The following is a 13,133-nucleotide window of genomic DNA, read 5'->3' on the forward strand; positions in this document are numbered from 1 at the left end:
TTCTCGATCCTCTTACGTAAAAGGAGATGAATCCGTATGAAGCGAAAAGCTTGGATACTGACAGGCGGTATTGTGGTGCTCGGGGCCATCGGAATATGGGTTCTTAGCCTCTCGTCGGATAAACCAGTTCAAACTGAACCCTTAACAAATGCAACTCCTTCCCCTTCTATTCCCAATCCCATTGTTATACCGGAAGATTCAACATCGAATTCTCCCGAAACTGAGCAACCAAGTTCTTCACCTAAAGTGTCAGACGTAAAACCGGAACAGGAACCAACAATTACTGAATCACCTATCCTACAGCCGGAAAAGGGCCCTCAGCACATTGAAGTTCCGATTACCGAACCAGAGTCTACGCCAAAACCGACAAAACCACCCAAATCCAAGCCACAAACGACAGACAAGCCGCAATCCCCGGTCTCTCCTTCGAAAAATGATGAACAGGAACCGAAGCCGAGCAAACCGAAGGAAGAGCCTAAGGCGGGCGAGCAAAATAGCAGCGGAAAGGTGTATTTCCCCGGATTTGGATGGGTTGAAAAAGGAGAGCCTAATCAGGGTAGTAAGAGCGAATCGGACGGGGATTGGGATAAGCAAGTGGGGACCATGGACTAGTCGAAATCTATAATAATACTTCAGGGAGTACAGGTGAAAACCTGTGCTCCTTTGATTTTTTGGAGGTGACTGTGTTGAAGCGGACACTCATCCTTCTCATCATTTCTATAATCACCGTTTCCTTTAGTGCAAATTGGGTTTTGGCGGACGGTGATGGAAATATCGATAACGGCGGAGGTGGAATGGGTTCAGGGACATCTCAAAATAAATGGACTTCTGGTTATGATGGGGTACGAATCACCGTCATCCGCTCAAGTGATAAAGCCGTAGTCTCTAACCCAATCGACTATACGAACAAGACATTACCTAATAATTTATTTCACTTCGGGAAGGTCAGTAAGATACAATACCAAAACCATGGCCGATTAACCCCCTACAATGATAGCTACAAGTACAAACAGCCTGCTGTTCCCCTCCCCAAAATCATCAGCTCCGGCGATTCAGTTACCGACATTGAGGTTATCAAAAGGTACTTTTGTTCAGAAGGCGCCGTTAAAATGGTCGCCAATGATACCGGAATCGATTACAACACATTGACGGACGGAAACTACAAACTTCTTTTGGAGCCCATTGCATATTTTACGTTCCAAGGTGGTTTTATGGGAATGACCGCGCATGAAGCCGCTCTGTACGACCAACTCTTAAATGGCGGTTTACGTTCTAAAATGGTCAGCCTTACGCATCAAAACTTGCCTTTGGCGATGTTTTTGGAAACTCCTGACCTTGGGTATCCCGCGTGGAACGGCTCTTCCAGCGGTCGCGTCAGCAATCATCAGATCATCACTTCCCTAGGGCTTGGTATTGTACGGTTTAATGAGGCGCCAGTGACGCCTCCGCCTAGCCAAAAAAACTTCCAGTACAGAACCAACACCGACGTCATTACTTCCGTATGGCTTTCGACCTCAGACCAGATCACACCCGATTCCCCGGCCAGCGTGACGTTCCGCATCTTGGGAAGCAGCTATAAGGTAACCGATATCGTCATTCCGGAAGGAGAAAGTCAGCTTGTTTGGATGAAGTGGCGTACACCTAGCAAACCGCAGGCTCTTTCCATACATGTTAGTTCCTCCACCGGAAATTTGAATGCTACCTCCATTACCGCCTCCATTGTCGATCTCAATCAAAATGTACCGCCCGACCCCAAAGCTACGGATCGAAATGACAGCTTCCGCCAACCCTCCGTCCCCTCCTACACTACGAAGACATCTTCCTCTTGGGGCGTCTGGTCGGCACATTGGCATTCGGATGGGGAAGGTCACGGCTGGTGGGAATTCGATTGGACAGATTATTTCGCCACGCTGTCTGCATCGCAATCCATTCTCCCCGACTCCAAATCCCCCTCAACAACCAATTTCCTCAAATCCGGATACGGTATTGATCTCCGCACGTCCACCATCTTATCTTCGAATGCACCTGGCAGCCATATCACTGGCGCGCAAACTGCCGTATCCTACTTTCCCGAATTTCTATATCAGTCGTATTGGCGGCTGCACGATCTGAAAACGGGCGGATATAACGTCAGCTTCTGGCTGAAGCCCAATGACTTTTCCACTTATGAGAGCCGCGTGCATTTCACCCCTATTTGGTACCCGGACGGATCGTACACTCCAATCACCCGGGTAATGGATGCATGGACGCCCGACGGCATGCTTACGTTACAACTTCAAACCCCGATAACCATTTCCGGCAACCTGTTTTCCGACTGGCATATCGCCCCACAAAAAAACAAATAGCGAAAGGATGGTGCTACGAACATGCTGCTGCCAATCCTCATGCTGCTTCTCTGCCTGTTCGGCGGAGGAGCAGCTTTCTTTTTTCTCCGTCATGGCAAACGCCGCTCCAAAGAAACGGCGGATCTCGCGGTGCAAACGGCTCAGCAATTTGTCAATGTCAGAGATATTCACGGTCATTTTCTCTACACCAAGGACAGCTACCTGCTCTGCTACCTGCGTATTTTCCCGATCAGTCTGGATTTACTAAGCTTGACCGAAAAGCGGCTGCTAATTCGCAAATTAACGGCTGAACTCTCCTCTATCCGGTTTCCCTTCAAGTTTCTAGCAGTCAGCCGGCCGGTTGACATTTCGCCATTGATCAACGATCTGTCCTCCCTGCTTCCCGCTGCCGACGCCACACAAAAGGAGTTGCTGCGCCATGAAGTGCTGGAAATGAACGCTTTAGCGTTATCGGGCGAGGTGGTGGAGCGTCAATTTTATCTGGCAATCTGGCAAAAGCAGGACACAGGCGGCGAACGGGAGCTTTTGGAGAAAGCCAAGCGGCTGGTTCAGCATTTTGAAGACGCCCAAGTACAGGCTCATCTTTTGAAACAACAAGAAATCGTTCGATTATGTAATCTGGTCAACAATCCGTCCTATACGCATCTGGACCTCGACGAACCGGAGAACGCGATTCCGTTTCTGGTACGAAAGGAGGCGTGATGGTTGGACCCGACAACGGCAAAACTGCTGGCACATCTGGCTGTAAAAGTCGCTCAAGATGAACAAGCCCGCAAGCAAATATTGATGTTGATCATCGCTCCAGCCGTGGCTTTCTTGCTGCTTGCTGCCATGGTGCTACAACTGCTGACCTCGCCTCTTGAAACGCTCAAACTTTGGCTGACCGAAGATGAAGCGTTCGTTGTAGATGAAATGCGAACCGATTACGGGTACACGCAGTTGGTTCAAAAAGACGATGACAGCTACAGGGAGAGCTACGGCCAGCAATACGAAGGTGTTGTGTTCAAAGACGGCAGCCGCGAGGTGGTGTACTACAACCAGCTCGATTCGCGTTGGGCGGATAAGCCTTATGGCCCTCGCGATACGATTGGGGTTGCCGGTTGTGGGCCGACATCACTGGCGATAGTCGTGTCCACGCTTACGGATAAAACCGTCGATCCCGTTTCCATGTCCAAATGGGCCTATGATAACGGCTATTTGGCGGAAGGGACCGGCAGTTACCATAGCTTGATTCCCGACGGAGCCAGACATTTCGGTTTAAAAGTAGATGGAGCTACGGCCAAAGAGCAACAAAAAATCATCGACGCCCTGGCTAGCGGCAAATTGGTCATCGCCATCATGGGCAAAGGCCACTTCACTTCCTCCGGCCATTTTATCGTCCTGCGCGGCGTTACGGATGACGGTCAAATCCTGGTTGCGGACCCAGCAAGCAAGAAACGCAGCGAAAAGGCATGGGATTTCTCCATCATTCTAAAGGAAGCCCGGAAGAACGCCGGTGCCGGCGGTCCGTTTTGGATTATCCATAAGTAAGGAGAGTAATATGTCCAATGAGTACAAAAATACCTGAGCAAAGCGTCAATGCCTCTCTTTTAAATGCGATCACCCCCATGGGCCTTTCCTTTGCCCGGAACGGTCTGACCGTCGGAGAAGAATCAGCCAAAGTTTACGGTGTGATCCAATATCCGCAAAAAGTTGAGATTGGCTGGCTGTCCACGCTGACCAACCTTCCCGCGACAATGGTGGCTATTGGTTTCCACCCTATCGATAACAGCACCTTGATAAATGCCATCTCTAAATCAATCACGCAAAACCGCAGTCTCGCCGATACCGCCAAAGACCCGCTCACAAGGCAACGGGCCGAAAAGGCGGCGGTTGACGGCGAGAATATTATGCTGCAAATCGACCAAAACGGCGAGACGGTAGGACTTATGAATTTAGTCGTCATGCCGTTTGCCCATGAAGAAAGATTGTTCACGCGCGCCTTTCGGCGTGTGGAAAACACATTCAGCATGATGCGCTGCAAAATCCGCACGCTGGCTCATCTGCAAAAAGAAAGTTTCCAACACCTCTCCCCGTTGTACCCCGCACAGGAACAGATTCAGCAGGTGCTGGACAAAATCATGCCGATGAGTTCCTTTGTCGGCGGTTTTCCTTTTGCCAGCTCCGGTTTTAATGACGGAACCGGATATTATTTGGCTAGAGATACGAACGGCGGATTGGTGATCGTCGATCTCTGGAGACGGGGAGGTGATCGGACTAACTCCAATATCGTCGTCATGGGTGTGGCCGGCGTCGGCAAATCAACGGCTGTTAAACATATCGCGCTTAGTGAATACATGAAGGGAACCAAAATTATTTTTATCGACCCGGAGTCCGAGTACAAGGAGTTATGCCAGCGGCTGAACGGCGACTGGATTAATGCGGGCGGCGGAGCAGGCGGAAAAATCAATCCGTTGCAAATCCGCCCCGCTCCCCGCGACGATGAAGACGAACCGCACCCGCTCTACAAGGACGAAGGCAACGGAATGTCTGATTTGGCGCTGCATTTGAAAAACTTGGAGATCTTTTTTAACCTTTACGTCCCCGATTTGACGATGATGCAGAAAGCCGTTCTCAAACAATGCCTGATTGAACTATATAATCAGTTCCAAATCACTTGGAATACCGACATTAGCCAGTTACGCAACACCGACTTTCCTACATTCTCCGATCTGTACGAACTCCTGCAAGCCAAAGAAGAAAAGCACGGCGATGAAATCTATAAAGAGTTGTCACTGCTGCTGCATGATATTGCCCGCGGCGGAGACGCTTTTCTGTGGAACGGCCATAGTACCATTCAAACCCGCATCCGCTGCATTTGTTTGGATACCCACACATTACAAAATACCTCCGACAACATTAAACGAACGCAGTATTTTAACCTATTGTCCTGGTGCTGGGAACAGATGTCACGGGATCGGAATGAGCGGGTACTGCTCATCTGCGATGAATCTTACCTCATGATCGACCCGAACGTACCGCAAAGCCTCGTCTTCCTCCGAAATGTTGAAAAGCGCGCCCGGAAATACGAGGCGGGCCTTGCGATCATCTCCCACAGTGTCGTTGACTTTCTTGCCCCCGAGGTCAAAATGTACGGACAAGCCTTGCTTGACATCCCTTGCATCAAAATACTGATGGGAACCGATGGGAAAAACCTGCAAGAAACACGGGAGCTATACAACCTGACTGAAGCGGAAGAGGAACTATTGGCAAGTAAAAAACGCGAACACGCTTTGCTCATGATCGGCTCCAAACGAATGCATGTTCATTTTGAAATTCCCGAGTATAAGTTTGCTTATATGGGAACAGCGGGAGGGCGATAAAAGTTGGATAAAAAGAAACAGCTTCTTGAGCTTTTCCTCTACGTCGCCCTTGTGGTTGTCGGGACGATTTTATTGTTTATGAAGGAAGGCTGACCATGATTTTGTATCTGACCAGTAACGATCACGTCAATTTATTGGATATGATAGAGCAGGAGCAAAATCTACCGGTAAAGAAACTGATTGGACAGTTTTCGCTCCTTTCTTTTGTGGTCAAAGACATGCGGCATTTCATCCATGTACGATTTGTAGCTATTGATCGAAAAGCGATCCTGGAATCCGATGAGGAAATGGTACAGGCGCTATTATCATTTCAAACGATGTACGAAATTCGTGTTATTGTTATTGCGATCGGGCTTTCAGAAAACACTTCTTTCCTGCAGCAGTTGATACAAGCTGGCATTACGAATATCGCTTCGGCCGCAGAAATTGATCCATTGCGGGAAGAAATCCGAGAGTGCTTTTCTGAACAGGGGATGCAGCGGTTTATCTCCCCTGCTCCATCTATCTTGGAAGTCAATGAACCGAACCTTTTCACTTTTGAAGAACGACAATACCGCTTTGAATGTACCAATATTAGGATCGCCATTGCCGGAAGCGACAGGCGCGTAGGGGTAACAACGACCGCAATGAATTTGATGTGTTGGATCAACCATCATGGAGGCTCTGCTTGTTATGTGGAAGCAAATGTGAGCAAGCATCTGGCGCATATTGTGCAACTCTTTCAACCTGAACAAGAAGGGAACGCTTACGTCATTGAAGGCAACCATCTCTATTTTACTAATGAGCTGACTCGGGAATACAATTTTATTGTGATCGATTGTGGTGTTCTTAGCGAAAAGATGTTACCCGAAACGTTTGTAAATTCAAATATACGTATCCTCTGCGGCTCGGCAATGCCGTATGAATTGCCGGTATTTTATCGGGCAATGCAGCGGTGCAAAGAAATTGAGGTCTATTCTTTGGCGCTGTGCGTCCCAAAAAACATTCGTCCCTATGTGGAGAGCATGAATAATAACTTGATGTTTGGCGAGAATTCGCACGATTTATTTGATGACAAAATCAACGCATCCGTTTATCAGAAATTGCTAAGTAAATATACCTCTAATTAAATGAATAGCAATTCCTAACGGAATGAATTAGGACCCCCATAGCATTAAATATTCCGCATACTCCTCGATCTATTTTCTATAAAATACAAAAAAGCCTGCAATGCTCTATTAACGAGCAACGCAAGGCGTATAAGGGCTTCACACATCTTCCGGAAGGGGGGGAGCCAAGGGGAAGTGTATCAAATCTTGAAGCTAACGGTCTCATTCTGTAAGCTCTTAGTCGATTATTGTATAAAGGAGTCTCTTCTAATCACTGCTCCTTATCTCTATACTTTATCATATGCGGATGACATTATGCTGCAACTCCGATAATAACCCATTTTAGTACAATTTTATGTATCTCGTTTCGTTTGCCAATCATGACAAATGCTCCCCCGGCTGGGGATGTGCCGTGCCCAGCCGGCTCTTGCTCCTGCACTTTTGCTCCGCCTGCAACTGGCTAATCTGACCCAACATATCCCAGGTGATCTCCGTTATCCATTTCTCCCCTGGCTCTGTCGTTTGAATTTTGCCATTAACCACATTTTCCTGAACCTTCAGCTCAAGGTCGTTCCCCCTTCTGGTCATGCTGGCTTTGTTTTCAAATTAATTATGTATCTATTTCAAGACCATTCGCAATCTTTTGCGTCATAGGAATTTACGTCCAGAATTCACACGACGCTTATGCCTGCTGCCTTAATACATTCCTTGGTCATTATTTCCTGAATTACATAAATTTGATTTTGAGTCGATAAATAATATAGGAGGGATGCCAATGAGTAAAAACTCAAGAACTTTTAGAAATAGAAGTAGATCCAGGAACAGAATCTCTGTATCTGATGGGACAAAACATTCGGTTAAAGACCAAAAGTTGAAGCAGAAATTATATAAAATCTGCTTTAAGGAAAATTCTAGATGGTCAATCATAATGGATAAGCGGGCCATTGTCTTTGAAGTTATTGGAATTATCACATTGTGTATTCTTATTATTCTTGTTACGCTAAGTACCATCAACATAGCTGTTAAGGATGTTGATCCGCCTACTTATTATGGCCCAGCTTTCGCAGGACTTCTGTTGATCGGAATCTTTTGTTTGATTGCTACAGGAGTATCATCAAACTTGCATGTAAAAAGAAAGTATAGTGACCTCTCATTTCTAGTCAGTAGACTCTCCATCAAATTCAATACAGATATTCTCTTTTCTGTCCGTTGTGACGCTGTGTATGAGTTTTTAAAGAATGAAAGAAAATTAGATTGTGATTACATTGATTATTTGATTGGACATTACACTGAAAAGAGCGAAACCATCCGGAAACAAAAATGGTTGCCTTTCGCGATTTTCTCTGCGTTCTTATTCCCATTTTGGAATGCAACAGTAAGCAAAACCTTGAACTGGTCTGATATCGATAAAAATATCCTGTTATTTATTTTTGCTATTCTCTTGTCATCTTATATATGGATTTGGAGAAGAAATATTGAAGCTATTCTTTTCTCAAAATCAAACAATTACCTGTATATAGCTAGTATTTTGCGTACAATCAAGTCTTATCCGAAGAGAAAATATGAATAATTACTTAAATAAAAAGAAATCTATGCTTTTATAAAAGAGCATAGATACTTCCTGCTGCGGATCCGCCCAGCCGGTTAATTGGAAAGAAAATCATGGCGTGAGCAGTGTCCGCCATCTTGGCGCGTTTGAGAAGATCGACTATTTCACGTGCTGAAACATTGGTTCGCTTTCGTCGGCCCCAAGCAGCGTTACAGCAGGCCCTCCGGCCCCCAGGCTTTCGAACAAGCCCTAGGTTCATCTCTGCGCATAGTGCCCGGATGCAATAAGCACCAGCGAGCACAGTACAACGCATCGATAATGAGGCAGTCCCCGTAGAATACGAGCAGATCTATAAGCAAGTTTGGAAAGACACAGAAAACTAAGGACCTGGTTTTAGGTGTCAGTGACTTTGCCATTAAGAAAGGGCACACCTGTAACACAGGCATCCACAACCAGAGAGTAGAAGCTATGCTGGTTCTGCTTCCCAACTGCAAGTTGGAGGGTCCCCTTGCCTCTATGCCAATCAATATCCCGGCTTCCTTTTGCTGGATACCGAGGCCGTGGTGATGGATTTAGCTCAGGTATACCACACCTGGATTCGCAAATTTTTTCCGAATGCGGTTCGCATCGCCGATCGCTTCCACGTCCATGGCTATGTGATTGAAAGTGTGCAGGAGATTCGGAAAACCGTCCAGAACTCCCTGTCACCTCGGACGAAAGCCGATCTATAATCCAACCATCGTCTGCTCAATCTGCCCGCAGAATCCCTTGGTAAAGAAAGCGATTGGAAACGTTGCTCAGTTACCATCCGCTTCTGCGCAGTGTATAGGAATGGAAAGAAGCCTTCACGGAGTGTATGACTGCTCTCCTGGCCATGGTGTTGCTAGGCAAGGATTTAAGCGTTGGTGTGAAAAAGGGGGCGAATCAACTATGCCGCCGTTCGTATCCCACCAACTTCTAAATAAACAGAGGGAGAAACGAGTAGACCGGGATGCTGATCTGAAAGCACACATTCTGGGCATTCACCGACTTCGACCCTATTTCGGTTAACTATCCATTCTCTTTTGGAGTATTGTATGTATTTGCCCAGGTGATAGGTACTAGTGATATAAGCAATCCGATCGCTGGGCTGAAATATAATGCAACCGGCAGTTTGATCCAGGAATGGTGGGATAAATATCGGATCACCAGAAGGTATGACTTGGCAACCTGACGGAAGTAAGCAGCAGCTTGGGCGAATACATAAAGATAGACTATGCGCGGACCCGGGCTGGTTGGATACTTCTCAACTTAGATATGAATAAAGCTTTAGTACGAGTAGTTCGTAAAGGTGACAAGAACGTTTACTTTAGCAAACAGGCTCTATTGGGATTTAGAAAGGTATATCTGCAGATCAGGGAAGCAACATGGATCTTACGATCACCAGTCAGATTCTCATCTATATTCTTTTCCTAATAATTCAATATTAGCCATTTTCATATCAAATGGATATAATATTTCAATAGGAAAACCTCCGACGACCTGGGCACCCCGGTAGAAATGTATAATGAACATGGGGAACGCGTATGGTCTTGCGAACTGGACATTTGCGGTAACGTCCAAAATATTTATCTCCAGGGCAAAAGTACCGATTGCCCGTTCCGTTACCCGGGTCAATATAAGCACGAGGAAACAGGTCTATACTACAACCGTTTCCGCTACTATTCGCCTAATGAGGGCATATATACGCAGCAGGACCCGATAGGCTGCGGGGAATAACCCGACGTTGTATGGGTATGTGTATGATCCGAATACGGAAGTGGACGTGTTTGGGTTTAGTAGTAATGGATAGTAGTAATGGATGTGTCCCTAAGGGGAAGGGGGCAGTAGATTATCAAGAATATGATATTTTTTTACATCTTAAAAGTAGCGCGTGATTCCTAAAAAAATAACCCGGTCGATGTTCGGCCGGGCCCTAAAATTCATTTCTCTTTTCTCACTCCCTTAAATTTTCCACCAGATGTTTTTTGGTCTAAAAATCGTCCTGTCTCAACATCTCTCTTTATATAGTTACCATTAGGTCCTTGAAACTGCGAACGTTTATCTACAGCGCCACGACGGAAGCCCTCTCCAGTATTTTTTGCCATTTATTAGTTGCCTTCTTTCAAACAAAATAGGTTTTGGCCGCACAAAACCTTTAAACTAAATGCCTTACTCAGTATCTTTATCTTTAACTTTATCTTTAGTTATATTTGATGATTTGCTATTTCTTTTATCTTTTTTCTCCAAGTATTTTTTATGCTGCTCTTCAGAAACCTCAAAGCAAAAAACCTCGAGACCTTTTTCATGAGCATAAAGTTTTTGCCCATTCTTAAGAGTAATATATGGAGTACAAACTAACATTACACAACACCTCTGATATTTTTCTTGTCAGAGGCCAACGACAATGATAAAATTAAAACCAATCATTTCTCAGGTGAAGGTCTTAATTTGCGGCTATCACTGCTGCAAAACTATTTGACCGTTGGTCCTCTAACAGGCTGACGGTTTTTTTCTTCCCGCATATTTCTACTCCTTCTCATAATGGTTTAAACAGATTTTATTTAAACCATTATGTAATTTTTGATCCCACTTTTAGTAGGATCAAACTAATGATTTATAAATATATTGTGCTCCTTCAGAAGATTTCTCTTCGATGCGTCGCACTAAACCATGATCATACAACTTTTTTAATTTTGTACTTTGACTGTTTATATCCTCATTTAATTCATCGGCGAGTTGCCTAGCAGTTATTGTTTTCTTTTCTCTAATTACTTGAGCTAATTCAGTCAGATGTTTAGGCAATTTTTCTCCTAATAATGTCCAATATGATCCGTTGTAATACCATATTGCTTGTTTTTTTCGATCAAGAGCAATTAATATGTTTTCAATGTGATTCTTAGATAAATTTTGAAGAACAAGCCCCTTACCCTTCAAATTGTTTACATGTTCTTGAAAAAAGACAACAACTTCATCAGAACATGAAAAATCCAAGGCTTTTACATTTGAAAAATCAAGTGCAACAACATCATGTTCAGCATTATGTATCAATGGTTCTATAGCAGCACGAATCTTTGCGCCTTGTTCACGGAGAAACATAAGATCGGAACCAATGATATTTCGACTTATTACTCCAACATCGATGATAGTCATATTTGTATTCATTTCGGCGCACCCTTTAAACATATTTTATTTAACACCTTATGTACAAGCTTACGTTATTTTTATCTATATGTCAATAACTACCTCTGTGGAAGTATAAGCTCAATTTGAGTCCCATAAAATGAAGAACGCCTGTCGGTGATTTTAGGCTTACTTTTTCCACTAATAAGGATCTCGGCTGAACCAGATCTAACATAAAGTGAACCGCCGAATTTTTTTAGTTTTTCTTTAATACCTTTATATCCACATCCCCCATTTTTTTTACTTGTTACTTCATCAATAATTGCAATTCTTAATGCTGATCTATCTGAACAATTGGTAGCCCCAATATATTTACTTTCATTTATTGATTGTTTTATTCCTATTCCATTATCTGAAATACAGACTGACGCAAATTTTCTATTGGAATTTGGGTATTTATAAACTTGAGCACAAACATAACCGTAAGATTTGCTATGTCGTGTTATATTATTAAGAAGCTCTGACAAAATAGTCAGGAAATCAATTGTATCATCGAAATTGTAATACAATTCTTTTTCCAAAATTATTCCTGTTTGATTGTTTACTTTGTTTAGTACCTGAACTATATCATTCATATTTGAAATTTTAGTTATTTCCAGCATTGAAGTATTGTTATTATTTCTAACCACTTTCTCATTAAGATCTAAAATTTCTTGATTTAATCGAATATATGAGGTCACGTTCGAGAAGAATCCCACACGTTCTAAATAAGTTAATGCAACATTATCTGGAAAAATAATTTCATCGATACCTTTTAAATAATCAAAAAGATGTAACAGCAATATCATTCCATACGGATCCGCAAAGGATACTGTTGAAAGATCAAGTTTTTTCAATCTTGTTATTTTCTTTAAGGTTACGTCATCAATTGTGTTGTTAATTGTAAATCGAGTTAACTTATTACGAATTTTTAATTCCACTTACTGACCCCTTCCCTTAAAGTCAAATCGCCTAAATAACTGGCAATAATTACTGAAATAGGTATATATAATTATATATTTAGTTCTTGTTTACTGCAAAAGAAAAATATCCACCGGAAACCGATGGACTATTTCAAAACAACCTTTGATAATAATGATCTACATATCTCTGAAGGAATTATATATAATCCTGAAATTCTAAACCAACAACATAACGCTACTCATAAATATGGTACAATTACCCGAGTTCGCCTGGCATTAGCGGCAACTAGTGCCTTATGTTATTACACTAAACAAACGTTCTTTTAGTTATTTATACGACTCAAACTGAGATCTTATCCAAATCCGATACTGCTCTAGCATGTACTGTTCTGCATTTACGAATAATTTAACAAGTTCTTTCTTTGAAAGTTACATATATCTTCCTTTAACCCTTTCGATATCCCGACCTAACTTAATATTTTAAAATCAAGTTCACCTACTTTTATTTCTGTAGTTTTGAATTTTTCAGATTTTTCGAGTGTTTCAGGTAGTATATTCATATAATTTTTTTATTGTTTTTAACACTATTTGTATCAGATAATCATCCGAAAAAAAGCTGATTTAGATATTCACTGATAAATGAAAGTGATATTTCAGAATTAAGAACATTTTCGAAATATACAATA

13 protein-coding genes are annotated in these 13,133 nt (G+C 43.3%); 9 read left to right on the forward strand and 4 right to left on the reverse strand.

Translation table 11 applies throughout. From position 1 onward, the window contains the following. The first annotated feature begins 36 nt into the window (after positions 1 to 36). The 9 genes from NYE74_RS24185 (at position 37) to NYE74_RS24225 (ending at position 10,102) form a co-directional block, all read left to right on the forward strand. Entirely contained in the window at positions 37 to 612 is a 576-nt protein-coding gene (locus NYE74_RS24185; RefSeq protein WP_316560459.1) for a DUF6550 family protein, read from the forward strand. A gap of 71 nt (positions 613 to 683) precedes the next feature. Further along, a complete protein-coding gene (locus NYE74_RS24190) occupies positions 684 to 2,345 on the forward strand; it encodes a hypothetical protein (protein WP_316560458.1) in 1,662 nt (553 codons plus the stop codon). A 21-nt stretch (positions 2,346 to 2,366) separates the two neighbouring features. Next, positions 2,367 to 3,047 carry a hypothetical protein gene (locus NYE74_RS24195; protein WP_036624180.1) on the forward strand — a complete coding sequence of 227 codons (681 nt, stop codon included), beginning with the start codon at positions 2,367 to 2,369 and terminating at the stop codon, positions 3,045 to 3,047. 3 nt (positions 3,048 to 3,050) lie between these two features. Next, complete coding sequence (locus tag NYE74_RS24200; RefSeq protein ID WP_036624181.1) at positions 3,051 to 3,875, forward strand: C39 family peptidase; 825 nt, start codon at positions 3,051 to 3,053, stop codon at positions 3,873 to 3,875. Between the two features lie 17 nt (positions 3,876 to 3,892). Then, positions 3,893 to 5,707 (forward strand): VirB4 family type IV secretion system protein, encoded by a 1,815-nt coding sequence (locus NYE74_RS24205; RefSeq protein ID WP_316560457.1) that lies wholly within the window; start codon positions 3,893 to 3,895, stop codon positions 5,705 to 5,707. 95 nt (positions 5,708 to 5,802) lie between these two features. Continuing rightward, positions 5,803 to 6,816 carry a hypothetical protein gene (locus NYE74_RS24210; RefSeq protein ID WP_316560456.1) on the forward strand — a complete coding sequence of 338 codons (1,014 nt, stop codon included), beginning with the start codon at positions 5,803 to 5,805 and terminating at the stop codon, positions 6,814 to 6,816. 754 nt (positions 6,817 to 7,570) lie between these two features. Beyond that, positions 7,571 to 8,365, forward strand: coding sequence for a hypothetical protein (locus NYE74_RS24215; protein WP_036624184.1), 795 nt, complete (start codon positions 7,571 to 7,573; stop codon positions 8,363 to 8,365). 545 nt (positions 8,366 to 8,910) lie between these two features. Further along, positions 8,911 to 9,075: a transposase gene (locus NYE74_RS24220; protein WP_082207860.1), complete on the forward strand. Its 165-nt coding sequence runs from the start codon at positions 8,911 to 8,913 to the stop codon at positions 9,073 to 9,075. 808 nt (positions 9,076 to 9,883) lie between these two features. Then, complete coding sequence (locus NYE74_RS24225) at positions 9,884 to 10,102, forward strand: RHS repeat domain-containing protein (RefSeq protein WP_172531697.1); 219 nt, start codon at positions 9,884 to 9,886, stop codon at positions 10,100 to 10,102. A gap of 203 nt (positions 10,103 to 10,305) precedes the next feature. Here the strand turns inward: NYE74_RS24225 and NYE74_RS24230 are convergent, their stop codons facing one another. The 4 genes from NYE74_RS24230 to NYE74_RS24245 all read right to left on the reverse strand — a co-directional run bounded on the left by NYE74_RS24230 (position 10,306) and on the right by NYE74_RS24245 (position 12,465). Then, on the reverse strand, positions 10,306 to 10,470 hold the full coding sequence (locus NYE74_RS24230) for a hypothetical protein (RefSeq protein ID WP_164815214.1): 165 nt from the start codon (positions 10,468 to 10,470) through the stop codon (positions 10,306 to 10,308). A gap of 64 nt (positions 10,471 to 10,534) precedes the next feature. Then, complete coding sequence (locus NYE74_RS24235; protein WP_036624185.1) at positions 10,535 to 10,726, reverse strand: hypothetical protein; 192 nt, start codon at positions 10,724 to 10,726, stop codon at positions 10,535 to 10,537. A 240-nt stretch (positions 10,727 to 10,966) separates the two neighbouring features. Beyond that, positions 10,967 to 11,527, reverse strand: coding sequence for a helix-turn-helix transcriptional regulator (locus tag NYE74_RS24240; RefSeq protein ID WP_127463415.1), 561 nt, complete (start codon positions 11,525 to 11,527; stop codon positions 10,967 to 10,969). 77 nt (positions 11,528 to 11,604) lie between these two features. Continuing rightward, positions 11,605 to 12,465: an ATP-binding protein gene (locus NYE74_RS24245; RefSeq protein WP_036624187.1), complete on the reverse strand. Its 861-nt coding sequence runs from the start codon at positions 12,463 to 12,465 to the stop codon at positions 11,605 to 11,607. Between the last annotated feature and the right edge of the window lie 668 nt (positions 12,466 to 13,133).

This window comes from Paenibacillus sp. FSL P4-0127, from assembly GCF_038007325.1.
GTDB lineage: Bacteria > Bacillota > Bacilli > Paenibacillales > Paenibacillaceae > Fontibacillus > Fontibacillus macerans.

Bases quoted from the DNA above. Each gene is read 5' to 3' on its own strand.
- NYE74_RS24210 (WP_316560456.1), top strand. From the start codon at position 5,803: ATGATTTTGTATCTGACCAGTAACGATCACGTCAATTTATTGGATATG.
- NYE74_RS24205 (WP_316560457.1), top strand. From the start codon at position 3,893: ATGAGTACAAAAATACCTGAGCAAAGCGTCAATGCCTCTCTTTTAAAT.
- NYE74_RS24215 (WP_036624184.1), top strand. From the start codon at position 7,571: ATGAGTAAAAACTCAAGAACTTTTAGAAATAGAAGTAGATCCAGGAAC.
- NYE74_RS24235 (WP_036624185.1), bottom strand. From the start codon at position 10,726: ATGTTAGTTTGTACTCCATATATTACTCTTAAGAATGGGCAAAAACTT.
- NYE74_RS24240 (WP_127463415.1), bottom strand. From the start codon at position 11,527: ATGAATACAAATATGACTATCATCGATGTTGGAGTAATAAGTCGAAAT.
- NYE74_RS24230 (WP_164815214.1), bottom strand. From the start codon at position 10,470: ATGGCAAAAAATACTGGAGAGGGCTTCCGTCGTGGCGCTGTAGATAAA.
- NYE74_RS24225 (WP_172531697.1), top strand. From the start codon at position 9,884: ATGTATAATGAACATGGGGAACGCGTATGGTCTTGCGAACTGGACATT.
- NYE74_RS24195 (WP_036624180.1), top strand. From the start codon at position 2,367: ATGCTGCTGCCAATCCTCATGCTGCTTCTCTGCCTGTTCGGCGGAGGA.
- NYE74_RS24220 (WP_082207860.1), top strand. From the start codon at position 8,911: ATGGATTTAGCTCAGGTATACCACACCTGGATTCGCAAATTTTTTCCG.
- NYE74_RS24185 (WP_316560459.1), top strand. From the start codon at position 37: ATGAAGCGAAAAGCTTGGATACTGACAGGCGGTATTGTGGTGCTCGGG.